At 65.7% G+C, this 23,883-nt stretch carries 28 protein-coding genes; 8 read left to right on the top strand and 20 right to left on the bottom strand.

The window, feature by feature from the left end; genetic code table 11:
• The first annotated feature begins 2 nt into the window (after nucleotides 1–2).
• The 8 genes from sucD to ACU0AG_RS03285 all read left to right on the top strand — a co-directional run bounded on the left by sucD (nucleotide 3) and on the right by ACU0AG_RS03285 (nucleotide 10,225).
• Nucleotides 3–893 carry a succinate--CoA ligase subunit alpha gene (gene sucD / locus ACU0AG_RS03320; protein ID WP_482780844.1) on the top strand — a complete coding sequence of 297 codons (891 nt, stop codon included), beginning with the start codon at nucleotides 3–5 and terminating at the stop codon, nucleotides 891–893.
• Between the two features lie 82 nt (nucleotides 894–975).
• Entirely contained in the window at nucleotides 976–3,771 is a 2,796-nt protein-coding gene (locus ACU0AG_RS03315) for a 2-oxoglutarate dehydrogenase E1 component (protein ID WP_482780843.1), read from the top strand.
• 107 nt (nucleotides 3,772–3,878) lie between these two features.
• Nucleotides 3,879–5,102 carry a 2-oxoglutarate dehydrogenase complex dihydrolipoyllysine-residue succinyltransferase gene (odhB, locus tag ACU0AG_RS03310; RefSeq protein ID WP_482780842.1) on the top strand — a complete coding sequence of 408 codons (1,224 nt, stop codon included), beginning with the start codon at nucleotides 3,879–3,881 and terminating at the stop codon, nucleotides 5,100–5,102.
• Between the two features lie 106 nt (nucleotides 5,103–5,208).
• On the top strand, nucleotides 5,209–6,627 hold the full coding sequence (gene lpdA, locus ACU0AG_RS03305) for a dihydrolipoyl dehydrogenase (protein WP_482780841.1): 1,419 nt from the start codon (nucleotides 5,209–5,211) through the stop codon (nucleotides 6,625–6,627).
• Complete coding sequence (locus ACU0AG_RS03300) at nucleotides 6,627–7,454, top strand: hypothetical protein (protein WP_482780840.1); 828 nt, start codon at nucleotides 6,627–6,629, stop codon at nucleotides 7,452–7,454. Before lpdA ends, ACU0AG_RS03300 begins: the two co-directional genes overlap by 1 nt.
• A 55-nt stretch (nucleotides 7,455–7,509) precedes the next feature.
• Entirely contained in the window at nucleotides 7,510–8,868 is a 1,359-nt protein-coding gene (locus tag ACU0AG_RS03295; RefSeq protein ID WP_482780839.1) for an amidase family protein, read from the top strand.
• A 23-nt stretch (nucleotides 8,869–8,891) separates the two neighbouring features.
• Nucleotides 8,892–9,581: a PepSY domain-containing protein gene (locus tag ACU0AG_RS03290; RefSeq protein ID WP_482780838.1), complete on the top strand. Its 690-nt coding sequence runs from the start codon at nucleotides 8,892–8,894 to the stop codon at nucleotides 9,579–9,581.
• Nucleotides 9,578–10,225 (top strand): trimeric intracellular cation channel family protein, encoded by a 648-nt coding sequence (locus ACU0AG_RS03285; RefSeq protein WP_482780837.1) that lies wholly within the window; start codon nucleotides 9,578–9,580, stop codon nucleotides 10,223–10,225. Before ACU0AG_RS03290 ends, ACU0AG_RS03285 begins: the two co-directional genes overlap by 4 nt.
• A 23-nt stretch (nucleotides 10,226–10,248) precedes the next feature.
• Here ACU0AG_RS03285 and ACU0AG_RS03280 read toward each other — a convergent pair whose 3' ends face one another.
• The 20 genes from ACU0AG_RS03280 to rplN form a co-directional block, all read right to left on the bottom strand.
• Entirely contained in the window at nucleotides 10,249–11,130 is an 882-nt protein-coding gene (locus ACU0AG_RS03280; protein ID WP_482780836.1) for a hypothetical protein, read from the bottom strand.
• A gap of 198 nt (nucleotides 11,131–11,328) precedes the next feature.
• Complete coding sequence (locus ACU0AG_RS03275; protein ID WP_482780835.1) at nucleotides 11,329–11,868, bottom strand: hypothetical protein; 540 nt, start codon at nucleotides 11,866–11,868, stop codon at nucleotides 11,329–11,331.
• A 138-nt stretch (nucleotides 11,869–12,006) separates the two neighbouring features.
• Nucleotides 12,007–13,413 carry a serine hydrolase domain-containing protein gene (locus ACU0AG_RS03270; RefSeq protein WP_482780834.1) on the bottom strand — a complete coding sequence of 469 codons (1,407 nt, stop codon included), beginning with the start codon at nucleotides 13,411–13,413 and terminating at the stop codon, nucleotides 12,007–12,009.
• Between the two features lie 91 nt (nucleotides 13,414–13,504).
• Nucleotides 13,505–13,921: a 50S ribosomal protein L17 gene (gene rplQ, locus ACU0AG_RS03265; protein WP_482780833.1), complete on the bottom strand. Its 417-nt coding sequence runs from the start codon at nucleotides 13,919–13,921 to the stop codon at nucleotides 13,505–13,507.
• A 213-nt stretch (nucleotides 13,922–14,134) separates the two neighbouring features.
• Entirely contained in the window at nucleotides 14,135–15,190 is a 1,056-nt protein-coding gene (locus tag ACU0AG_RS03260; RefSeq protein ID WP_482780832.1) for a DNA-directed RNA polymerase subunit alpha, read from the bottom strand.
• Between the two features lie 127 nt (nucleotides 15,191–15,317).
• A complete protein-coding gene (gene rpsK, locus ACU0AG_RS03255; RefSeq protein ID WP_017666383.1) occupies nucleotides 15,318–15,707 on the bottom strand; it encodes a 30S ribosomal protein S11 in 390 nt (129 codons plus the stop codon).
• A 61-nt stretch (nucleotides 15,708–15,768) separates the two neighbouring features.
• The gene (gene rpsM / locus ACU0AG_RS03250; protein ID WP_482780831.1) at nucleotides 15,769–16,137 is read right to left on the bottom strand and encodes a 30S ribosomal protein S13; all 369 of its coding nucleotides are present in this window, start codon (nucleotides 16,135–16,137) and stop codon (nucleotides 15,769–15,771) included.
• A 260-nt stretch (nucleotides 16,138–16,397) separates the two neighbouring features.
• Nucleotides 16,398–17,198, bottom strand: coding sequence for an SRPBCC family protein (locus ACU0AG_RS03245; RefSeq protein WP_482780830.1), 801 nt, complete (start codon nucleotides 17,196–17,198; stop codon nucleotides 16,398–16,400).
• Between the two features lie 28 nt (nucleotides 17,199–17,226).
• On the bottom strand, nucleotides 17,227–17,874 hold the full coding sequence (locus tag ACU0AG_RS03240; protein ID WP_482780829.1) for an adenylate kinase: 648 nt from the start codon (nucleotides 17,872–17,874) through the stop codon (nucleotides 17,227–17,229).
• 105 nt (nucleotides 17,875–17,979) lie between these two features.
• The gene (gene secY, locus ACU0AG_RS03235; protein ID WP_482780828.1) at nucleotides 17,980–19,344 is read right to left on the bottom strand and encodes a preprotein translocase subunit SecY; all 1,365 of its coding nucleotides are present in this window, start codon (nucleotides 19,342–19,344) and stop codon (nucleotides 17,980–17,982) included.
• A gap of 139 nt (nucleotides 19,345–19,483) precedes the next feature.
• Nucleotides 19,484–20,008: a 50S ribosomal protein L15 gene (gene rplO / locus ACU0AG_RS03230; RefSeq protein ID WP_482780827.1), complete on the bottom strand. Its 525-nt coding sequence runs from the start codon at nucleotides 20,006–20,008 to the stop codon at nucleotides 19,484–19,486.
• A gap of 71 nt (nucleotides 20,009–20,079) precedes the next feature.
• Nucleotides 20,080–20,256, bottom strand: coding sequence for a 50S ribosomal protein L30 (gene rpmD / locus ACU0AG_RS03225; RefSeq protein ID WP_481771249.1), 177 nt, complete (start codon nucleotides 20,254–20,256; stop codon nucleotides 20,080–20,082).
• A 6-nt stretch (nucleotides 20,257–20,262) separates the two neighbouring features.
• Entirely contained in the window at nucleotides 20,263–20,970 is a 708-nt protein-coding gene (gene rpsE / locus ACU0AG_RS03220) for a 30S ribosomal protein S5 (RefSeq protein ID WP_482780826.1), read from the bottom strand.
• 2 nt (nucleotides 20,971–20,972) lie between these two features.
• Complete coding sequence (gene rplR / locus ACU0AG_RS03215) at nucleotides 20,973–21,317, bottom strand: 50S ribosomal protein L18 (protein WP_482780825.1); 345 nt, start codon at nucleotides 21,315–21,317, stop codon at nucleotides 20,973–20,975.
• Nucleotide 21,318: 1 nt separating this feature from the next.
• Nucleotides 21,319–21,852: a 50S ribosomal protein L6 gene (gene rplF / locus ACU0AG_RS03210; protein WP_482780824.1), complete on the bottom strand. Its 534-nt coding sequence runs from the start codon at nucleotides 21,850–21,852 to the stop codon at nucleotides 21,319–21,321.
• Complete coding sequence (rpsH, locus tag ACU0AG_RS03205) at nucleotides 21,852–22,247, bottom strand: 30S ribosomal protein S8 (RefSeq protein WP_482780823.1); 396 nt, start codon at nucleotides 22,245–22,247, stop codon at nucleotides 21,852–21,854. Before rpsH ends, rplF begins: the two co-directional genes overlap by 1 nt.
• A 10-nt stretch (nucleotides 22,248–22,257) precedes the next feature.
• On the bottom strand, nucleotides 22,258–22,563 hold the full coding sequence (rpsN, locus tag ACU0AG_RS03200; protein ID WP_482780822.1) for a 30S ribosomal protein S14: 306 nt from the start codon (nucleotides 22,561–22,563) through the stop codon (nucleotides 22,258–22,260).
• Between the two features lie 42 nt (nucleotides 22,564–22,605).
• Nucleotides 22,606–23,190: a 50S ribosomal protein L5 gene (gene rplE, locus ACU0AG_RS03195; RefSeq protein WP_482780821.1), complete on the bottom strand. Its 585-nt coding sequence runs from the start codon at nucleotides 23,188–23,190 to the stop codon at nucleotides 22,606–22,608.
• Nucleotides 23,183–23,503 (bottom strand): 50S ribosomal protein L24, encoded by a 321-nt coding sequence (gene rplX / locus ACU0AG_RS03190; protein ID WP_482780820.1) that lies wholly within the window; start codon nucleotides 23,501–23,503, stop codon nucleotides 23,183–23,185. Before rplX ends, rplE begins: the two co-directional genes overlap by 8 nt.
• Nucleotides 23,503–23,871 (bottom strand): 50S ribosomal protein L14, encoded by a 369-nt coding sequence (gene rplN / locus ACU0AG_RS03185; RefSeq protein WP_482780819.1) that lies wholly within the window; start codon nucleotides 23,869–23,871, stop codon nucleotides 23,503–23,505. Before rplN ends, rplX begins: the two co-directional genes overlap by 1 nt.
• Nucleotides 23,872–23,883 lie beyond the last annotated feature (12 nt).

The following is a 23,883-nucleotide window of genomic DNA, read 5'->3' as shown; positions in this document are numbered from 1 at the left end:
GAATGTCCATCCTCGTAAACAAAGACACCAAGGTCATCACGCAAGGGATGACCGGCAACACCGGCACCTTCCACACGCAGGCCGCGCTCGATTACGGGACGCAGATGGTCGCGGGCGTGACGCCGGGCAAGGGCGGCACCACGCATATCGGCCTGCCGCAGTTCGACACCGTGCGCGAAGCCAAGGCAGCGACCGGCGCGACCGCCTCGTGCATCTACGTGCCGCCGCCGTTCGCTGCCGACGCGATCTGCGAAGCCATCGATGCCGAGATCGAGCTGATCATCTGCATCACCGAAGGCATTCCGGTGCTCGACATGGTCCGCGCCAAGCGCGCGCTCTCGGGCTCGAAGTCGCGGCTCATCGGCCCGAACTGCCCCGGCGTGCTGACGCCGAACGAGTGCAAGATCGGGATCATGCCGGCCAACATCTTCAAGAAGGGCAGCGTCGGCATCGTCTCGCGTTCGGGCACGCTCACCTATGAAGCCGTGCACCAGACCACCATGGCGGGCCTCGGCCAGACCACCGCGGTCGGCATCGGCGGCGATCCCGTCAACGGCACCAACTTCATCGACGTGCTCGACCTGTTCCTCGACGATCCGGAAACCGAGTCCATCATCATGATCGGCGAAATCGGCGGCTCGGCCGAAGAAGAAGCCGCTGCCTTCATCAAGGCCGAACGCGCCAAGGGCCGTTCCAAGCCGATGGTCGGCTTCATCGCCGGGCGCACCGCCCCTCCGGGCCGCCGCATGGGCCACGCTGGCGCCATCGTCAGCGGCGGTCAGGGCGGCGCGGAAGACAAGATCGCGGCGATGGAAGACGCAGGCATCCGCGTCAGCCCCTCGCCCTCGCTGCTCGGCGAAACGCTGGCTGCGATGCTGAAAGAGAACGCCTGAGTTAACGACGACCGGCCCCTCCCGTTCTGGTGAGGGGCCAAGCCTTTCTCCTTACGTTTTTCTCCTCCCCGGGAACCCCCACATGGGCAACGAACCGCAGAACTTCATCCCCGCTCTCACCGATCAGGAAGGCCCGCAGCCCGGTCCTTCGTGGGCCAAGCGCGGCTGGCTCGACACGCTGGCCGACAGCGGCGCGGACCTTGTGGCCGCGATGGACCCGACCGAGATGAAGCTCGCGGTCGCCAAGGCCGCGAAGGACAGCGGCAAGGCGATGGACCCCAAGGCGGTCGAAAAGGCCGCCGCGCTCTCGATCGCGGCGATGACCCTCGTTCGCCTCTACCGCGTGCGCGGGCACATGGCGGCAGACCTCGATCCGCTCGGCCTCAGCAACCGCGAAGGCCCGGCTGACCTCACGCTCGAATGGCACGGCCTTGCGGGCAAGGAGAACGAGGACGTCTATGTCGGCGGCGTGCTCGGCATGGAGTGGACCACGGTGGGCAAGCTCCACCAGCGCCTGCGCGAAGTGTACTGCGGCAAGGTCGGCCTTGAATACATGCACATCGCCGACACCGAGGAACGGCGCTTTCTGCAGGACAAGTTCGAAAGCCCCGGCGAGACGATCCAGTTCACCCCCGAAGGCAAGAAGGCGATCCTCGCCGCTGTGCTGCGCGGGGAGCAATACGAGGAATTCCTCGCCAAGAAGTATGTCGGCACCAAGCGCTTCGGCCTTGATGGCGGCGAATCCATGATCCCGGCGCTGGAAGCCGTGATCAAGCATGGCGGCAGCGCGGGCGTGCGCGAGATCATCTACGGCATGGCCCACCGCGGCCGGCTGAACGTGCTCGCCAACGTGATGGCCAAGCCCTACCGCGTGATCTTCCACGAATTCTCGGGCGGCTCGGCCAACCCCGACGATGTCGGCGGTTCGGGCGATGTGAAGTATCACCTCGGCACCTCGACCGACCGCGAATTCGACGGGATTTCGGTGCACATGAGCCTCGTGCCCAACCCCTCGCACCTCGAAGCGGTGAACCCCGTGGTGCTCGGCAAGGCGCGTGCCCAGCAGGCGATCCGCGATGATCTGAAGAAGAAGGATCAGGTGCTTCCCGTGCTGATCCACGGCGATGCCGCCTTTGCGGGTCAGGGCGTGGTGTGGGAGAGCCTCTCGCTCTCCGGCGTGCCGGGCTATGACACCGGCGGCTGCGTCCACTTCATCATCAACAACCAGATCGGCTTCACCACCAGCCCCAAGTTCGCCCGTTCCTCGCCCTATCCGAGCGACGTGGCCAAGGGCGTGATGGCGCCGATCCTCCACGTCAACGGCGACGATCCCGAAGCCGTGACCTTCGCGTGCAAGCTTGCGGTCGAATACCGCCAGACCTTCCACCGCGATGTCGTGATCGACATGTGGTGCTACCGCCGCTTCGGCCACAACGAGGGTGACGAGCCCAAGTTCACCCAGCCGCTGATGTACGACAAGATCCGCAGCCACCCCAAGGTCAGCGTCAGCTACGAAGCGCGCCTGATCCGCGAAGGCGTGATCGAACCCGGCACCCGCGAGCGCATCGCAGCCGAATTCGTCGCGCTGCTCGACGAGGAATTCGAGGCGGGCAAGAACTACAAGGCCAACGAGGCCGACTGGTTCGGCGGGCGCTGGAGCGGGCTCAACAAGCCGGCTGATCCGGAAACCGCGCGCCGTTCGGTCGAAACCGCGATCGAGCCCAAGGTGCTGGATTCGCTGGGCCGCGTGCTCACCGAAGTCCCTGCCGATCTCGACATCCACAAGACCCTCGACCGCGTGCTCGCCGCCAAGCGCGAGATGTTCGCCACCGGCGAAGGCTTCGACTGGGCCACCGCCGAGGCGCTGGCGTTCGGCTCTCTGGTGATGGAAGGCTACGGCGTGCGCCTGTCCGGTCAGGATAGCGGACGCGGCACCTTCTCGCAGCGCCATGCCGTGTGGGTCGACCAGAAGGTCGAGCGCAAATATGTGCCGCTCTCCACCCTGCCCCACGGCAAGTTCGAGGTGCACGATTCCACCCTCTCGGAATATGGCGTGCTCGGCTTCGAATATGGCTTTGCCATGGCCGATCCCAAGAGCCTTGTGCTGTGGGAAGGCCAGTTCGGCGACTTCGCCAACGGTGCGCAGATCATGATCGACCAGTTTGTCGCCAGCGGCGAGAGCAAGTGGCTGCGCGCCAACGGCCTCGTGATGCTGCTGCCGCACGGCTATGAAGGTCAGGGGCCGGAGCACTCCTCGGCGCGTCTGGAGCGTTTCCTCCAGCTGTGCGCCGACGACAACATGTGCGTGTGCAACATCACCACGCCGGCCAACTACTTCCACGTGCTGCGCCGCCAGATGCTGCGGAGCTTCCGCAAGCCGCTGATCATCATGAGCCCCAAGTCGCTGCTGCGCCACCCGATGGCGAAGTCGAGCCGCGAGGAGTTCCTCGGCGATCGCCAGTTCCGGCGGATCCTGTCCGACACCAAGACCATCGCCGACGACAAGGTGCGGCGTCTGGTGCTGTGTTCGGGCAAGGTCGCCTATGATCTGATCGAAGCGCGCGATGCTGCCGGGCAGGACGATGTGTCGATCGTCCGGATCGAACAGCTGTTCCCCTTCCCCGGCGATCCGCTGGCGATCCGCCTTGCCCGCATGACCAACCTCAAGGAGGTCGTGTGGTGCCAGGAAGAGCCGCGCAACAATGGTTCGTGGTTCTTCGTGAACGAGCGGATCGAGGATGCGCTGACCGCTGCCGGCCACAAGGGCATGCGCCCGACCTATGCGGGCCGCGATGCTGCTGCCTCGCCCGCCACGGGTCTCGCCAGCCGCCACAAGGCCCAGCAGGAAGCGCTGATCGCCGCCGCGCTGGGGCTGTAGCCGAAGATAACATCACCCGTTCGTGTCGAGCGAAGTCGAGACACCCCGCACGAATGGTTCTCGACTTCGCTCGAACCGAACGGAATAGAATTTAGGAACCGATTGCAATGGCCACCGAAATCAAAGTCCCCGTCCTCGGCGAATCCGTCACCGAAGGCACGATTGCCGAATGGTTCAAGCAGCCCGGCGATGCGGTTGCCGCCGACGAGGCGATCTGCAGCCTCGAGACCGACAAGGTCGCGGTCGACGTGCCCTCGCCGGTCGCGGGCATCATGTCCGAACACCGCGCCGCGGTGGGCGACAATGTCGAAGTGGGCGCGGTGATCGCGGTGATCGAAGCCGGTGCCACTGCCGCAGCCGCAGCGCCCGCTCCGGCCGCCGCCAAGGCGGAAGCGCCCGCGCCTGCGGCCTCGGAAGAGCTGCTCACACCGGCGCAGACCATGTCGCCCGCGGTGCGCCGTGCGGTGCTGGAGCACGGGGTCGATCCCTCGACCATCAAGGGCACCGGCAAGGATGGCCGCCTGACCAAGGAAGACGTGCTCGCGGCGGCGGAAGCCAAGGCCAAGGGCGGCGCTGCCCCGGCTCCGGCCGCTGCGCCTGCTGCCACCGCTCCGGCGGCCAGCACCGGCGCTCGCGGGGAAGAGCGGGTCAAGATGACCCGCATGCGCCAGACCATCGCCAAGCGGCTGAAAGGCGCGCAGGAGAATGCCGCGCTGCTCACCACCTTCAACGATTGCGACATGAGCGCGGTCATCGAAGCGCGCGACAAGTACAAGGACCTGTTCGCCAAGAAGCACGACATCCGTCTCGGCTTCATGGGCTTCTTCGCCAAGGCCGCCTGCCTTGCGCTGAAGGACGTGCCGAGCGTGAACGCCTATATCGACGGCGACGAAATCGTCTATCACGACTATGTCGATATCTCGGTGGCGGTCTCGGCCCCCAATGGCCTTGTGGTGCCGGTGGTGCGCGATTGCGACAAGAAGGGCTTTGCCCGGATCGAGCAGGACATCGCCGATTTCGGCGCGCGCGCCAAGGCTGGCACGCTGACCATGGAAGACATGACCGGCGGCACCTTCACCATCTCGAACGGCGGCGTGTTCGGAAGCCTGATGAGCACCCCGATCATCAACCCGCCGCAGAGCGCCGTGCTGGGCCTCCACCGCATCGAGGATCGCCCGGTTGTCCGCAATGGCCAGATCGTGATCCGCCCGATGATGTATCTCGCCCTGTCCTACGATCACCGCCTGATCGACGGGCGCGAGGCGGTGACCGCGCTCAAGATCATCAAGGAAGCGATCGAGGATCCCACCCGGATGCTGATCGATCTGTAAGTTTACGCACTCCCGCGTCACCCCGGCGAAAGCCGGGGCCTAGGGCGGCAGGTCTTGCCCTTCGACGCTTGAGACCCCAGTTTTCAATGGGGCGACGGAGAATGAAATGGCTGAGAACTACGATTACGACGTTATCTTTATCGGCGCCGGCCCCGGCGGCTATGTAGGTGCGATCCGCGCAGCGCAGCTGGGCCTGAAGACCGCCTGCGTCGAAAGCCGCGAAACGCTCGGCGGCACCTGCCTCAACGTCGGCTGCATCCCTTCCAAGGCGCTGCTGCACGGCTCGGAAAAGTTTGCCGAGGCCGCCAACGGCACGCTGGCGCGCTACGGCGTGAAGCTCGGCAAGGTCGAACTCGATCTCGCCGCGCTCCAGGCCGACAAGGCCGATGCGGTCAAGGGCCTCACCGGCGGCATCGAATTCCTGTTCAAGAAGAACAAGGTCGATTGGCTCAAGGGCCACGGCACTTTCAAGGACGCGCACACCGTCACCGTCGCGGGCAAGGACTACACCGCCAAGGAAGTGGTGATTGCCACCGGTTCGAGCGTCACTCCCCTGCCCGGCGTCGAGATCGACAACGACAAGGGCATCATCGTCGACAGCACCGGCGCGCTGGCGCTTGACCGGGTGCCGGATCACCTCGTGGTGATCGGCGGCGGCGTGATCGGCCTTGAAATGGGTTCGGTCTGGCGGCGTCTCGGCGCCAAGGTCACCGTCGTCGAATTCCTCGACCAGCTGCTGCCCGGCATGGACGGCGACGTGCGCAAGGAAGCCGCGAAGATCTTCAAGAAGCAGGGTCTGGAACTCAAGCTCGGCACCAAGGTCACCGGTGCGGTGGTCAAGGGCAAGACAGCCACCCTCACCATCGAACCGGCCAAGGGCGGCGCGGCCGAGACGATCGAGGCCGATTGCGTCCTCGTCGCCATCGGGCGTCGTCCCAACACGCAGGGTCTCGGGCTCGAGAACATCGGGCTTGAACTCAACGCGCGCGGCCAGATCGAAACGGGCCACGATTTCCGCACCAGCGTTGATAGCGTGCGCGCGATCGGCGACGTGATCCCCGGCCCCATGCTGGCGCACAAGGCCGAGGACGAAGGCATCGCCGTGGCCGAATACATCGCCACCGGCACCGGCATCGTGAACCACGATGTAATCCCCGGCGTGGTCTATACGATGCCCGAATTCGCAGGCGTCGGCCTCACCGAGGAACAGGCGCGCGAACAGGCAGCCGCTTCCGGCAGCGAAATCAAGGTCGGCAAGTTCGCGATGCTGGCCAACAGCCGCGCCAAGACCAATCACGAGCCCGACGGTTTCGTGAAGGTGATCGCCGACGCCAAGACCGACAAGGTGCTGGGCGTCTGGGCCATTGCCTCGGTTGCCGGCACGATGATCGCCGAGGCCGCGCTGGCGATGGAATTCGGCGCCACCAGCGAAGACATCGCCTACACCTGCCACGCCCACCCGACCCACGCCGAAGCCGTCAAGGAAGCGGCGATGGCGGTGCAGGGCAAGCCGATCCACATGTGATGCGCGCCAGGGTGAGCACGCGGGCGCTGGAGCGCTGGCGGCTCACCCTGCCCCTTGCTCTGCCGACACTGGGCGGGCTGGCCTATCTGCTTTCCTATGACGCTCCCGCGCGGCTCATTGCCGTGAACGCGGGAGCGCTGGCTTTCGGCCTCGCTTGGGTGCTGCTGGGACGAATGCCCTCGGGGCGCAGCGCGCGCCTCGGCCTCGCGGCCTCGGCGGCGGGTGCCTTGTTCCTGCCCTTGCTGCTCGGGCCCGAGGTTGGCGGGGTGAGCCGCTGGCTGCGGGCAGGACCCGTGCTGCTCCATTCCGGCGCGCTGCTCCTGCCGCTGGTGATCGTGCTGGCGGCGGGTGCGGCGCGGTTCGGCCCTTTCCTGCTCGCGCTCGCCATGATCGCGCTCGCGCTCCAGCCCGATGCGGCGATGCTGGCAGCGCTTGGCGCGGCGAGTGCGGTGCTGGCGGCGACAAACCGCTCGGCCGGCTACGCGCTGGTCGCCGCTTCGGGCGCGGCCCTGGCGGCGCTGACTTTCGGGAGAGGGACGCTGGAACCGCAACTCTTTACCGAGGGCGTGCTGGCGCAGGTGTGGCAGAGCGCGCCCGTTGCAGCGCTCATGCTCGGGGCATTGCTGTTCGTCGCCGCGCCGTGGCTACTGGCACGCGCCCCGCACCTCTCCCACGCCGAGCGCCTCGCGCTGGCCGCCATGTTGGTGGCTGCGGGGACCATGGCGAGCCTTTCCCCCTTCCCCTATGCCCTGATCGGCTACGGCGCTTCTCCGATCATCGGTCTTGCCCTTGCGCTAAGCGCGGCGGGGAAACCTGTCAGTATGTGAATTGCCCCTCCCCGCGGCTTTGCCTAGACCGCAGGGCCGAGGGGAGAATTCACGCATGGCCTATCCGCAACTGACCGACAAACCCGGCGCGCTCGCCACCGCGCTGGCCATTCGCACGCGCAAGCTCAGCGTGGCCGAAGCGGTCGATGCAGCAATCACCCGCGCCGGACGGCTCGATGCCGAAATCGACGCGATCGCAGTGCCCGATTTCGACCGCGCCTATGAAACGGCCAGGGCGATGGACGCAGGCACACGGCGGCTCGATCAGCCGCTGTTCGGCGTGCCGATGACGATCAAGGAAAGCTTCGACGTCGCCGGATTGCCCACCACCTGGGGCCATCCCGAGTTCCGCGAACAGCTTGCCCCGCGCGATGCCCTGCTGGTGCAGCGCCTGAAAGCGGCGGGCGCGGTGATCATCGGCAAGACCAACGTGCCGGTCGACCTCACCGACTGGCAGAGCTTCAACCCGGTCTATGGCCGCACCCGCAACCCCCATGACACGGCCCGCTCGCCCGGCGGATCGTCGGGCGGCAGCGCGGCGGCGGTGGCGAGCGGGATGGTGCCGTGCGACTATGGCACCGACATCGGCGGATCGGTGCGCGTGCCGGCGCATTTCTGCGGGGTCTGGGCGCACAAGACCACCTGGGGTCTGGTGCCCAAGCACGGCCACGATCACCCCGCCATGGCACGGCGCGAGGGCTTTGTCGCGGCGCATGACGGGATGCTCAGCATTGCCGGACCGCTGGCGCGCAATGCCCCCGATCTGGCGCTGCTGGTGGAAGTGGGCGCGGACGTGCCGCTGCGCCGCCGTCCGAAGCCGATCCGCGAATGCCGCCTGCTGGCGATCACCGATCTGCCCGGCGCGCCGGTCGATGACAGCGTCATGGCCCCGACCGAAGCGGCGCTGCAAGCCCTTGCGCGGGCAGACGTGACAATCGACCGGTCGAGCGACCTCCTGCCCGATCAGGCGGTGCAATATCGCCATTACCTCAAGATGATGAACGTGGTGATGGCCCGCGGCGCTCCGGCCCCTGATGGCAGACGCGCCACCGCGACCGACTGGTTCGACCTGCTCGATGCACAGGCGGCCTGCATCGCGCATTGGAATGCCCTGTTCGAAACCTACGATTTCGTGCTCGCCCCGCCCGCGCCGGTGCTGGCCGTGCCGCACAGCGACAAGGCGGTGTTCCGCGGCACGATCACCATCAACGGGGCGGAGCATCCGGGCGGCAACGGGCTGATGTGGGCAGGCCTTGCGACCTTCCCCAACCTGCCCGCCACGGTGCTCCCCATCGGCAGCGGCACCTATCTGGGCGCCGAACTGCCCTGCGGGATGCAGGTGATCGGCCCGCGCTGGAGCGATCTCGATTGCATCGCGGCCGCCGAAGCGATCGGGAACATCTTGCACGGCTGATCAGGCTTCGTCATGGCGCGGACATGACAATCATCTCCATGCGCTCTCTGGCCAAATGGCACTTCTGGCTCGGCTGGCTGGTCGGTGTGCCGATTGTCATGTGGCTCGCCACGGGCCTGCTGATGGTGTCGCGCCCGATTGATCAGGTGCGCGGCGATCACCTGCGACGCGAGGCGGCGGCAGAGCCGCTGGCGATCCCAGGCAGCACGCTCGCTGCTCCCGAAGCGGGGCTGAAGGAGATGCGGGTCACGATGCAGGATGGCCGCGCCGTCGCGATCCTCACCACGCTCGATGGCGCTGTCAGCCGGGTCGATTTCGCCACCGGAGCGCCGCTCGCACCGCTGGATGCCGCCGGTGCGCGGGCGCTGGTCGCGCAGGGGATCATCGGCGGCGACAGGGTCGAGCGCGTCACCCTGTTCCCTGCCGACCGCACCCCGTTCGATTTCCGCCGCCCGCTCGCCGTGTGGCAGGTCGCGCTGGCGGATGGCACCAATGTCTATGTCGGGCGCGATACCGGCGCGATCGAGGCAGTGCGCACCCGCTGGTGGCGCGCCTTCGATGTCGCCTGGGGCCTGCACATCATGGACCTGTCGGAGCGCGAGGACACCAGCCATCCGGTGCTGATCATCTTCGCCGCGCTCGGCCTTGCCGGAGCGGTGATCGGCTGCGTGCTGATGTTCCGCCGCCGCAAGGCGCGGGTCCGCGCCGCATGACCCCGACAGTCCTCACCCCGATCCTCGACTGGCTCGACATTGCCGGGATTGCGCTGTTCGCGCTGTCGGGCGCGGTGCTCGCGGCGCGGCTAAAGCAGACCTTCGTCACCATGGGCTTCTTCGCGCTGGTGACCGGCGTGGGCGGCGGCACGGTGCGCGATCTGCTGATCGAGGCGCCGGTGTTCTGGATCCGCGATCCCTGGGTTGCCGCCGTATGCCTCGCCACCGCGCTGATCGCGTGGTTCACGCCGGTGCGCTGGTGGGAGGGCAAGGGCTTCGATTATGCCGATGGCGCGGGGCTGGCGGCCTATGCCGTGCTCGGCACCGCCAAGGCGCTGGCTTACGGTGTGCCGCCGGTGCCGGCTGCGCTGATGGGGGTGATCACCGGCTGCGTGGGCGGGATCATCCGCGATGTGGTGGCAGGCCGCCCGTCGATCATCATGCAGCCCGAACTCTATGTCACCCCCGCCGCACTCAGCGCCGCGCTGACGGTTGCAGGAATGGGGATCGCGCCGCTGCTGGGCCTGCCCGATGCTGCGGTATGGAGCCTTGCCTTCGCCTGCGGCTTTGCCCTGCGCAGCGCCGCGATCCGGTGGGAATGGGGCTTGCCGAGCTACGGCACGAAAGAGGGCGAGGAGGCCTAGGCCCCCTCCCCCCCAATTTCGTCTTACAGGTCGCCGTCGATCGTCTCGGGAATGTCCTCACCCGGAATCGGCCCGCCGGGATAGGCCGGCATCCGGTCGGTGATCACCGGAGGACGGGTTGACTGGCGCGGGGCCTGGGCAACCTGCATCGGTGCTTCCTGCACCGCCATGTCGGGCCTTGCGGTGCCGCCGATCGCCTGCCGCGCCGAGGCATAGCGCTGCTCGTCCCACTGGCCCGCCGCCGGAGCGACGTTGCCTGCGGCGCTGCCGGTGTAACCGATACCGGAGAACCCGCCGCCATAGTCGACGCCGTCAATCTGCCCGCCATTGCCGATCCGGCAGCGGAAGGATGATCCGTTGAACAGCGCGCCGCTGACCGTCCAGCCTGCGCCGGTGCGCTCGACATTGTCGACCGTATCCACCCGCACATCGCGCTCGATCCGGTCGAGGCACATGTTGACCGCGCTATCCAGCCCCGCCGAACCGGTGCCACGCGGCCCGGCCCTGCGATCGTCGCGGCGGTCATCATAGCGGCGATCATTGTCGCGCCAGTCGGGCTGGCGCACATCGCGCTGCACCACCACCACATCGCGTTCGCGCTGGCGGCGGTTGTTGCTGCTGGCAATCGCGGCAATCCCGCCGATGATCGCCGCGCCGATCAGCACATCGCCGGCGTCCACGCGGTTGCGCCGCCATCCGCGCCGTCCCCAGCCACGGTTGCAGCCCCAGCCGCGGCAACGCCAGTCGGAGGTGTCGGCAGCGGGATCGTAGCGGCTGTGATCGAAAGCGGCCGAAGGCGCGCCAAGCCCGCTTGCAGGCAGGGTTGCCGCTGCCGCCGGGCTTGCAAGAATGGTGGTGCCGGCCAGAGCGCCCGCCAGCGCAAGTGCACGAATAGTCAGAGCCATAGAGCTCACTCCTGTTGCAAGACGAGCGGCCACCAAACGCCCTGATAGCCGCCCGATTAACCGTGCAAGGCTTGCGCTGGGCTGAACGCAGAGCCGCACAAACGAAGCCGCCCCGCCGTTCCTTCAGGAACAGCGGGGCGGCAAGGATGCTCGCGCCTGAGGGGAGAGGGGGAGAGGCGGCGCGAGGCGTCAGAATGGTCAGCGCAGGCCGCGGATCCCGTCGAAATCGATCAGCGGTGCGCCGCGTCCGTCGATCCGGCAGGTGAACCGGCCACGGTCGTTGCGGTTCCAGCCGCCGCCGACATCGATCCGGCCACGCACGCGGAACCCGTCGCGGGTGCGATCAATGTCGCGCACGTCGATCACGTCGGCATAGCGATACCCGCCAAAGCGCCGCGCCTGGTTCTCGGCCGCCCTCACGCAGCGATCCACCGCCGTGCGCGGATTGCCCGCAAAGCCGAAGCCGCCGCGATCCCAGCGATCTCCGCGGAAATCGCGGTCGCGGTAATCATAGCGGCGGTGGTCGCGATCATTGTCGAAAGCGCCGGCCAGCGCCGCGATTCCGCCGATCACCACCGCACCCGCGATGATCTCGCCCGCCCCGATCCCGCCGCGGTCGCGATGGTCATTCGCCATCGCCGGGGAAACAGTGGCAGCAGCAAGCGCGGTAGCAGCCACCGCGCCGAGCGAAAGCCGGGCCAGTTTGCCGGAGGCCAGCCGGATGGTCTTGGTGGTCATCGAAGTCTATCCTCGTCTGGCACCCTGGCGGAATTGCCGGGGTGTCGAGGACCTTGTGCGCGATTCGGGGTGTGACGAAGCTGAATTGGCTTGGCAGGAAATGTTAATCTTCGGCCAGCCTTTTATGAATAGCCGCCTTCACCGCTCCCGCAGCGCAGCCAGCACATCGCGGGTGAAGGCGGCGATGTCGAAGCGGCTGCCCACCGGATCCTCGCCCCGGCGGACAATCACCACCTTCCGGGAAGGAACGATCACCACATATTGCCCGCGATTGCCGAAGGCCGCGAAGGTATCGGGCGGGATGCCATCAGACCGGTTCATCAACCAGAACCCCGCACCATAGCCGAATTCGCCTTCGGGCTGCGGGCCGGACGGGGTGGAGACATATCTCACCCAGCCTTCGGGCAGGATCCGCTCGCCCGAGGCGAGCTTGCCGTCGTTGAGGTAAAGCTGGCCGAAGCGGATCAGGTCCATGGTGCTCGCCCACACCTGGCTGGAGAGGACGTAATCACCCTGCCAGTCGGTCTCGGCAATGGTGTCCTGCATCCCGATCTTTGCGAACAGCTCCGCAGGGGGATGGTCGGCAAAGGTGTGGGAAATGGCGGCAACCGCTGCCAGCGTGTCGTTGTTGGCATAGCGGAACACCGTTCCGGGCCGGTGGACGACAGGCCAGTGCAGCGCTGTCTCGCGCACCGTCGATCCGCCGAAATAGAGCGCATCGGTGCGGTTGCCGGGGGTGTCGGAATAGCGGCCCGATGCCATGCGCAGCAGGTGGTCCATGCTGATGTCGCGGCGCGGATCACGCAGCTCGCCACCATACCAGTCGAAGATCGGCAGCGGCGGCGCAGGGACAGCATGAGCCCCCTTCGAGGGCACCAACCCTCCCCCACGCTGCTCGTTGGCGCCTACCAGCGTTGCCGCAAGGCTCTTGGCGACCGACCAGGTGCGTTGCGGCGTAAACGGTGTGAACCCATCGGCGAAGCGCCAGTCCCAGCCGCTTTCGCCCCAGTTGACCGAAACCGCGGTGGTCCGCGCCTTGGCCCCGTAGGCACCGCTCATCGCGGCCTCCAGCACCGGCGTGACCTTGCCGGGTTTGCGCATGTGCCAGGTGGTGATCATCTCCGGACGCGCTGGCGGGGGCGAGTGGATGACATCGGCCGCCTCCATCCCGATCGGACCGAGCGAACATCCGCCGGTGCTGCGCTGGAAGGCGATCCGGGGCGGCATGTCGTCCGCCCAGTCCACCGTGACATGGCGGATAGGCTTGCTGCCGTCAGGCCAGCGGGTGATCCGGTAAGGCAACGCCGCGACAATCCCGTCGAGCGGTTGCTGGATGCCGGTCAGTTCCAGCGCCAGCACGCTTTCCTCGCTGCGCTCAGGCGAGCCGCTGCGCTGCGCACTGGCGATCGCGCCGCACAGCATCAGCGCCTTGTAGCCCGCCGCAAGCGCCCGGTCATGGCGCGCCTGAAGCGCCTCTTGCTGGCTCTGGGCGGCGGCGGGGACGGCGAGAAGCAGCGTGGCGGCTGCAAGCGTGGTGCGGATCATGCGGCGCACCCTATCCGCCACTGCCCAAAAGGAAAGGGCCGGAAGCGTTCCCGCCCCGGCCCCTGCCTGTGTTGCGTTGAAAGCGCGCGGCTTACGCGTCTTCGTATTCGTCCGATGCCACCGGACCCGAATCCTGACCCTTGGCACCTTCGTCGCGGTCGACCAGTTCGATGATCGCCATCTGCACCGCATCGCCAGCGCGCACACCGGCGCGCAGCACGCGGGTGTAGCCGCCTTCACGGTCCGAATAACGCTCGGCCAGAACTTCGAACAGCTTCTTGAGCTGTGCTTCGTCACCCAGACGGGCCATGGCGAGACGACGGTTCGACAGGCCACCGCGCTTCGCCAGCGTGATCAGCTTCTCGATGTAAGGGCGCAGTTCCTTCGCCTTGGGCAGCGTGGTCTTGATCTGCTCGTGCTTGATCAGCGCGGCAGCCATGTTGCGGAACAGGGCGTTGCGGTGACCCGTGCGACGGCCCAGCTTGCGGCCCGAAATACCATGACGCATATTCTTTACTCCGTTCGTAGGGAGCCCGTGCAAGGTAGCTCCATCCTGGTCGGAAAGGGTCCGACCTGCCCATCTCTTCCCAGCGAGGCCGTCACGGGAGTAAATCCCGTGAGGTGGCCTCCGGCCAGCTTCGCTTCCGAACGGGCTTGCGCCCGCCGGCCGGCCTTCCGGCTGTGCGTCACCAAGCAGCGCTTGGCGACGTCGCCGATCGGCTTAGCCCAAAAGCTCCTGCTCGAGCTTCTTGGCCATTTCCTCGATGTTCTCAGGCGGCCAGCCCGGGATGTCCATGCCGAGGCGCAGGCCCATGCTCGAAAGCACTTCCTTGATCTCGTTGAGCGACTTGCGGCCGAAGTTCGGCGTGCGCAGCATCTCGGCTTCGGTCTTCTGGACCAGGTCGCCGATGTAGATGATGTTGTCGTTCTTGAGGCAGTTGGCCGAACGCACCGACAGTTCCAGCTCGTCCACCTTCTTGAGGAGGTAACGGTTGAGCTGGTTGGCGTCGCTTTCCTCGGCCGGAGCCGCATGGCCGATCATGGTGCCGACCGGCTGCGGGATGCCGTCTTCGAAGTGGACGAACAGGGTCAGCTGGTCCTGAAGGATGCGCGCGGCATAGGCCACGGCGTCTTCCGGGGTGACGGTGCCATCGGTTTCGACCGTCAGCGAGAGCTTGTCATAGTCAAGCTCCTGACCGACGCGGGCGTTCTCGACCTTGTAGCTCACCTGGCGCACCGGCGAATAGATCGAATCGACCGGAATGAGGCCGATCGGCGCATCGACCGGGCGGTTCTGCACGGCAGGCGAGTAGCCCTTGCCGGTGTCGGCAGTCAGCTCCATGTTGAGCGTCGCGCCTTCATCGAGCTGGCAGATCACCAGATCCTTGTTCATGACTTCGATGTCGCCGGTGACAGCAATGTCACCCGCCTTGACCGCGCCCGGGCCGGTGGCCGAAAGCTGGAGCCGCTTGGGGCCTTCGCCTTCCATCTTCAGCGCGATCTGCTTGACGTTCAGAACGATGTCGGTGACGTCTTCACGCACGCCGGCGAGCGACGAGAATTCGTGCAGCACGTTTTCGATCTTGATCGAGGTGATTGCCGCGCCCTGCAGGCTCGACAGCAGCACGCGCCGCAGCGCGTTGCCCAGCGTCAGACCGAAGCCGCGCTCCAGCGGTTCGGCCACGAAGGTCGCCTTGCGCTGACGATCGCCGCCATCCTTGATTTCGAGGGTGTTGGGTTTCTTGAGTTCCTGCCAGTTCTTCGTGTTGACGGACATGGATTTCCCCTAATTCGCCCTGTGCGGGCGTTTCACATTCTGGTCGGGCCGGATGCGCTGGTCGCGAGCGCGGCATCGGACCCGTTCGGGCGGCGACGGCACGGATTGCCGCCGCCATCCCGGCGGATCAGACGCGACGACGCTTGGACGGACGGACCCCGTTGTGCGGGATCGGCGTCACGTCGCGGATCGAGGTGATGTTGAAGCCGACTGCAGCAAGACCGCGCAGCGCGCTCTCGCGGCCCGAACCCGGGCCCTTCACTTCGACTTCGAGCGTGCGCACGCCATGTTCGGCAGCCTTCTTGCCCGCATCGTCGGCAGCAACCTGCGCGGCGTAGGGGGTCGACTTGCGGCTACCCTTGAAGCCCATCATGCCGGCAGATGACCAGGAAATGGCGTTGCCCTGGGCATCGGTGATGGTGATCATGGTGTTGTTGAAGCTGGCGTTGATATGCGCAACGCCGCTGGTGATGTTCTTCTTGTCACGGCGCCGGATACGGCCTGGTTCGCGTGCCATCGTATGTGTCCTCTAACTCGTAAGAAGGAAAAAGCGTCGGGGGCCCGTGCGGGCCTCCGGCTTACTTCTTCTTGCCCGCGATGGGCTTGGCCTTACCCTTGCGGGTGCGGGCGTTGGTGTGAGTGCGCTGGCCGCGAACGGGCAGACCGCTGCGATGACGCAGGCCGCGATAGGCGCGCAGGTCCATCAGACGCTTGATGTTCATCGCGGTGTTGCGACGCAGGTCGCCTTCCACGGTGAAATCGGCATCGATGGTTTCGCGGATCCGCAGCACTTCCTCGTCGGTGAGGTCCTGCACACGCGCGGTGTGGGGAATGCCCAGCTTGTCAGCGATCTGGACAGCCGTCGTGCGACCGATCCCGTGAATGTAGGTGAGCGCGATGATCACGCGCTTGTTGGTGGGGATATTGACCCCGGCAATACGAGCCACTTATTTCTCCATGCTCCACAGGGGCTTGACGGCCTTCACGGGGCCACCCCTATCTCAACGCTCATTCATTCCCACGCTCGCCGCCGGTTGCTCCTGCAAATCGCAGGCATGCAAACGGCAAAAAGTCCGGTCGGCACGCGCAAGGGCGATGCCTGCCGAACTGACTTCGAGCATGTCGAATGAGGGGCGCGCATAGGCTGATTCGGGCAGGCCGTCAACCGCCCCTGCGCCGCGTTACGGATTTGCCCCTGCCGCAAGGGTCAGGCGGGGGGATCCTTGTCGAGATCGGCGAAAGCATCCTCGACAGATGGGGCCTTGGCAGAAGGCTTTGCCGCAGGTGCCGGAGCGGCGGGCTTGGTCGCAGGTCCAAGCACCGGAGCTGCCTTGATCGCCGGAGCGGCCGGAGCCGCCTTGCTCTCCCCTGCCCCTGCCTTCTCCGGCGCATCAGCAGGCGCAGCAGCCGCGTCAGCCGGGGCGGTCTCGACCGGCGGCGGCGCGACGGGCGCGGGCATGGCCACGGGGCCAAGCAACTTGCCCAGCGAAGCGAGCTGCGCGCCCATCACGCCATCAACGGCCTTGGAAATTACCGGCACTTCATAGCGCATCGGCCCGCCGACATTATATTCGAGCACGATCCGCGTGCCCTGTTTGATCGTGCTGATCACGATCGTCAGCACGCCTGTCACCGGCTCGCTCTGCAAGGGGCCAAGCGCGCCGGTCATGCGCAGCGCCTGCTCGGGATAGGCCTGCACCACGCGCATATGCTCGACGCTCCCTTGCAGGGTGAAGCGTCCCGGTTCATCGACTTCGGGAATGGTCTCGCAGAAGCATCCGCCTGCCTGCGGGGTGAGCGTCAGGTTCTTCGCATCGCCCGACCAGGTGTGCTCCGCCCGCCACCAGGTCGCAGGGGCGATCAGCGCCAGCCAGACGTCCTTGGGGGTAGCCTCGACCACCACCTCGTGACGGGTGACAAAGCCGCTGTCATTGGCGCGGACCAGTTCTGCCGAGGCCGGAGCGGCAAGGCCGAGCGCGGCGCCAGCAAGGGCCGCAATCCGGAACATCAGAGCGCCCTTCCCCACCCTGCCAGCCTCAGCCGCGCAGGATCGCGTCGATCTGGCCCGCGACCGTATCGATCGCCGCCATCCCGTCGATCCGGGTCACGATCCCGCGCGCTTCGTAGCCGGGCAGGATCGGCGCGGTCTTGGCACGGTATTCGGCCATGCGGGTGCGAACGGTTTCCTCATTATCGTCCGGACGGCGCTTGAATTCGGTGCTGCCGCAGGCATCGCACACGCCGTCCTGGGCGGGCGGATTGGCGGTGTCGTGATAGAGCGCGCCGCAATTGCCGCAGGAAAAGCGCCCGGTGATCCGCTCGACCAGCGCATCCTCGTTCACTTCGAGTTCAATCACGTGATCGAGCACGCGGCCGTTCTTCGCGAGGATCGCGTCGAGCGCGTCGGCCTGCGCGGCGGTGCGGGGATAGCCATCAAAGATAGCGCCGGTCTCGGGCGCCATCGCAGCCAGTTCGGCATCGATCAGGTCGGACACGATCGCGTCCGACACCAGCTCGCCGCGTTCCATGACTTCCTTGGCGCGCAGCCCCACAGGGGTACCCGCCTTCACCGCAGCGCGCAGCATGTCGCCGGTCGAAAGCTGGCGCATCCCGTGCCGCTCGACCAGCCCTGCACTCTGCGTGCCTTTGCCAGCGCCCGGAGGACCCAGAAGAATGATGTTCACGAACCGTCCCCCGTTACGCCCCGGGTCCCATGCCCGGGGGTGTTTTGCAGACTTGCGGGTTCAACCAAGCGTGGGCTGGCGTCAAGTCGGACTTTTGTCCGAGCCTCAGCGCATCCGCCCCTTGAGCTTGGCCTTCTTGATGAGATCGCCATACTGGTGCGCCAGCAGATGAGACTGGACCTGCGTGATGGTATCGACCGTCACGTTGACCACGATCAGCAGACTGGTGCCGCCAAGGAACAGCGGAATGCCGGTCTGGGCAATCATGAATTCAGGCACCACACAGACGATGGTGAGATAGACCGACCCGACCACGGTGATGCGCGTCAGCACATATTCGAGATAGTCGGCGGTGCGCTTGCCCGGACGGATGCCGGGGATGAACCCGCCATTCTTCTTGAGGTTGTCCGCCGTCTCCTCCGGGTTGAACACAACCGCGGTGTAGAAGAAGCAGAAGAAGATAATCCCGATCGCGTAAAGCGTCATGTAGAGCGGCTGGCCGTGGGCGAGATACTGGTTCAGCGTCACGATAACATTGCCGAAGGTGCTCTCGGTATCGACAGAGTTGCCGGCAAACTGGCTGATCGTCAGCGGCAGCAGCAGCAGCGAGCTGGCGAAGATCGGCGGGATCACGCCCGCGGTGTTGATCTTCAGCGGCAGGTGCGAACGCTCGGCCTGCATCATGCCGCGCTGGGTCGCGCGCTTGGGATACTGGATCAGCAGACGGCGCTGGGCGCGCTCGAAGAAGCTGATGCCGTAGATCAGCACCACCACCATCACCAGAAAGGCGATGATGATCCACGGTGCGATCGAACCGGTGCGGCCGCCCTCGAACAGGTTGGTGGCAAAGCTCGGAAACTGGGCGACGATGCCCGCCATGATGATCAGCGAGATACCGTTGCCGATGCCGCGGCTGGTGATCTGCTCGCCCAGCCACAGCAGGAACATGGTGCCGCCGACCAGGCTGATCACAGCGCCGATGCGGAACAGGTAGCCGGGATCGACCACCGCCTGAAGCCCGCTCTGCGCGGCAAAGCTTTCCAGACCGACCGCAAGGAAATAGCCCTGGATCGCGCACAGGAACACTGCACCGTAGCGGGTGTACTGGTTCAGCTTCTGGCGACCGGTCGCGCCTTCCTTCTTAAGGGCGGCGAGCGCCGGATGCAGGGCCGAGGCCATCTGCACCACGATCGATGAAGTGATGTAGGGCATGACGCCGAGCGCAATGAGGCTCATGCGCTCAAGGCTGCCACCCGAAAAGGCGTTGAACAGATCGAGGATCCCGCCGCGGGTCTGGTCGTAAAGTTCGCTGAGGATCAGCGGATTGACGCCGGGCAGCGGCACAAAGCTGAGAAAGCGGAACACGATCAGCGCACCGATGGTGAACCAGATGCGCTGCTTGAGCTCTGTCGCCTTGGCAAAATTGCCGAGGTTCAGGTTGCTCGCGATATTGTCGGCGCGTGATGCCATGTTGTCTGGTCGATCCTAGCTCTTGATCCGGGCGCGCCCGGCGCGAATGGCCCTGTCCGTAGGGCTGCCGCGGCACGCGAGAGCGTAAATAGGAAGCGCGGGGGCTCTTGTCGAACCCCCGCGCTCCCATTTTCGTCGATTACTTCGCCTTGGCGGCCTTGTTGGCGTCGCGACGGGCGAGCTTCTTTTCATGTTCGGGGGTCGGGGCCGGAGCCACTTCCACCTTGCCACCGGCCTTTTCAACCGCGGCAATCGCGCCCTTGGTGGCGCCGGTCACAGCGAAAGTCGCCTTGGCCGTGATCTCGCCCTTGCCGAGCAGACGCACGCCGTCCTTACCGCCACGAACCAGACCGGCCGCGCGCAGCGCTTCCTCGGTGATGGTCGCCTTGGCATCGAGCTTTCCGGCGTCGATGAACTTCTGGATCATGCCGATGTTCACCTCGGCATAGTCCTTGCCGAACGGGTTGTTGAACCCGCGCTTCGGCAGGCGCATGTGCAGCGGCATCTGGCCGCCTTCAAAGCCCTTGATGGCAACGCCGGAACGGGCCTTCTGGCCCTTCTGGCCGCGAGCCGAGGTCTTGCCCTTGCCCGAGCCGATACCACGGCCGACACGGATGCGGCCCTTGCGGGCACCGGCATTGTCGCGGATGTCATTCAGTTTCATGTGTGCACTCGCTTTCGCTTTTGTCGCGCTGACAGAGAGGAAGGCCCCACTTGCGCGGGGCCTGCCTGGATTTAGTCGATCACCTGGACCAGATGCGGGATCTTGGCGATCGCGCCGCGAACTTCAGGGGTATCCTGACGCTCGACGACCTTGTGCATCTTGTTCAGCCCAAGACCGATGAGGATCTTGCGCTGGCTTTCCGGGCGACGGATCGGCGAACCGATCTGCTTGATCTTGATGGTTGCCATCTCGGATTACTCCACAATCGCCGCAGCGTCGGCTTCGGCCTCGGCTGCGCTGGCTCCGCCCCGACCCAGCAGGTCGGCAACCTTCTTGCCACGACGCTGGGCGACCGACTTCGGCGAAGTCTGCTCGGACAGCGCGTCGAAGGTGGCGCGGATCATGTTGTAGGGGTTCGAGGTGCCGACCGACTTGGTCACCACGTCGGCAACGCCGAGGCTCTCGAACACGGCGCGCATCGGACCACCGGCGATGATGCCGGTCCCCGGAGGCGCGGTGCGGACGGTCACCTTGCCGGCGCCGAAACGGCCGTTGCCGTCATGGTGCAGGGTGCGGCCTTCCTTGAGCGGAACGCGGATCATCTTCTTGCGGGCCGAGGCAGTCGCCTTGGTGATCGCTTCGGGCACTTCGCGGGCCTTGCCGTGGCCGAAGCCGACGCGACCCTGGCCGTCACCGACCACGACCAGCGCAGCAAAGCCGAAGCGCTTGCCGCCCTTCACGGTCTTGGAGACGCGGTTGATGTGCACCAGCTTTTCGATGATGCCGTCATCTTCCTCGGGCTTGCCGCCGCGACGGTCGTCGCGACCGCCACGACCGCGCCCGCGGTCACCGCCTTCGCGGTTGCCGCCACGCCCACGGCCACGACGGCCCTGCGCTTCCCCGGCGTCGCCGCCGATGTCACCGGCGACTTCCGGAGTTTCGATGGTGTTTTCGTCAGCCATGATCAGAACTCCAGCCCGCCTTCACGGGCGGCATCGGCCAGCGCCTTGACGCGGCCATGGAACAGGAAGCCGCCGCGATCGAACACGACGGTGGTCACGCCGGCCTTCTTGGCGGCTTCGGCGATTGCCTTGCCGACCTGGGCAGCGGCATCGACATTGGCACCGCTCGCCTTGGCACCGAGCGTCGATGCAGCAGCGACCGTGCGGCCGGCAGCGTCATCGATGATCTGGGCGTAGATGTGACGGCCGGTGCGGTGCACCGACAGGCGCGGCTTGCCACCGGCACGCGCACGCAGCGCGGTGCGAACGCGGCGACGGCGCCGTTCGAACAGGGAGAGCTTAGCCATCTTACCTCTTCTTCCCTTCCTTGCGGAAGATAAACTCGCCGCGATAGGCGATCCCCTTGCCCTTGTAGGGCTCGGGCTTGCGCCAGCGGCGGATTTCGGCGGCAAACTGGCCAACGGCCTGCTTGTCGATGCCGGAAATCTCGATCGTGGTCTGGTCCGGGGTCTTGACTTCAAGACCGGCGGGCACGGGCAGATCGACATCGTGGCTGTAGCCGAGCTGCAGCTTCAGGTTGGCGCCCTGCGCGCTGGCACGGTAGCCGACGCCCTTGATCACCAGAACCTTGGTGAAGCCCTCGGTCACGCCTTCGACGAGGTTCGAGACCAGCGTGCGCTGCATGCCCCAGAACGCCCGTGCCTGACGGGTGTCGTTGGCCGGCTTGACCGAAATCGCGCCGTCTTCGAGCTTGTAGTCGATCAGATCCGACAGGCCCATGGTAAGGGTGCCCTTGGGGCCCTTCACGCTGAGCGTGCCGTTTTCGATGGTGGCCGTCACCCCGCCGGGGATCGCGACCGGCTTTTTGCCGATGCGGCTCATCAGAACACCTCCGCCAGCACTTCGCCGCCGACGTTGTGGGTGCGTGCCTCGGCATCCGAGAGCACGCCCTTCGGCGTCGAGACGATGGTGATGCCAAGGCCGTTGCGGATCGTCGGCAGTTCCTTGGAACCCGAATAGACGCGGCGGCCGGGCTTCGAAACGCGGGCCACGTGCTTGATCGCGGGCTCGCCTTCGAAATACTTCAGTTCGATCCGCAGCGCCTTGTGCTTGCCCGAATTGTCTTCGCTGAAGCCACGGATGTAGCCTTCACGCTGAAGCACTTCGAGCACGCTTGCACGCAGGTTGCTGGCGGGCGTCAGGACGGAGTCCTTCTTCGCGCGCTGGCCGTTGCGGATGCGGGTGAGCATGTCACCCAGAGGATCGGTCATAGCCATAGTTCAGTCCTCACCAGCTCGACTTGGTCAGACCGGGAATCATCCCGCTGTTGCCGAGTTGACGCAGTTCGATACGGTTGATGCCGAACTTGCGGTAATAGCCGCGCGGGCGGCCGGTGGTGGCGCAACGGTTGCGCACCCGGGTCGGGTTCGCATTGCGCGGAAGCTCCGCCATCTTGAGCCGGGCCATCAGGCGCTCGGTCTCGTCAAGCGATTCATCGGCAGCGATCGCCTTCAGCTTCTCGTACTTCGCAGCGTACTGCTTCACGAGCTTCTTGCGACGCTCATTCTTGTTGATGGAACTCAGTTTCGCCATGGACTTAAGCTCTCTGCTTTCGTGTCTCTAACGGGAAGCGGCTCACGCCGCCTCCTTCTGTTCACCCTTGGCCTCGCCCTGGAAGGGGAAGCCGAACAGACGCAGCAGTTCGCGCGCCTCTTCGTCGGTCTTGGCGGTGGTGGTGATGATGATATCCATCCCGCGCACCTTTTCGATCTTGTCGTAGCTGATTTCGGGGAACACGATCTGTTCCTTCAGCCCCATCGCGTAATTGCCGCGGCCATCGAACGACTTGGCGTTCAGCCCGCGGAAGTCACGGATGCGCGGCATGGCCACGGTCACGAGACGATCGAGGAATTCGTACATGCGTTCGCGGCGCAGGGTCACCTTGCAGCCGATCGGCATGCCTTCACGCAGCTTGAACTGCGCGATCGACTTCTTGGCGAGGGTGATGACCGGCTTCTGGCCGGCAATCAGCGCCATTTCCTCGGCGGCGGTCTGAACCTTCTTCTTGTCCTGGCTCGCTTCGCCCACGCCCATGTTGAGCGTGATCTTTTCGAGCTTCGGCACTTCCATGCGGTTCTTGTAACCGAACTTCTCGGTCATCGCCTTGACGATTTCGGCGTCGTACTTCGCCTTCATCCGTGCGGTGTAAGCGTCAGCCATTGATGGTCTCCCCGCTCTTCACGGCAACGCGCACCTTCTTGCCGTCCTTGATTTCGAAACGGACGCGGGTGGGCTTGCCATCCTTGGGATCGGCCAGAGCGACCTTGGAGATGTGCATCGGAGCCGGGAACCGGTCGATGCCACCCTGCGGGTTGGCCTGGCTGGGCTTGCGGTGACGGGCGACGATGTTCACGCCTTCCACGACGACCTTGCCGTCCTTCGGCATGACCTGGGCGACCGTACCGGTGCGGCCCTTGTCCTTGCCGGACAGCACGACGACGCTGTCACCCTTCTTGATCTTGGCGGCCGACATTACAGCACCTCCGGAGCAAGCGAGATGATCTTCATGAAGCCCTTGCCGCGCAGTTCGCGGACCACGGGGCCAAAGATACGGGTGCCGATCGGCTCCTCGTTCTTGTTCACGAGCACGGCAGCGTTGCTGTCGAAACGGATGACAGTACCATCCGGACGACGCACGTCCTTGCGGGTGCGCACGATCACGGCGCGATGAACGTCGCCCTTCTTCACCTTGGTGCGCGGCTGGGCTTCCTTGACGGAAACCACGATCACATCGCCAACGCCTGCGGTACGACGCTTCGACCCGCCCAGCACCTTGATGCACTGGACGCGCTTGGCGCCGCTGTTGTCCGCGACGTCGAGATTGGATTGCATCTGGATCATTGATCCGGTTCC

This window comes from Erythrobacter sp. RANMB8 (assembly GCF_056848235.1).
This window is presented reverse-complemented; position numbering and strand designations above follow the sequence as displayed.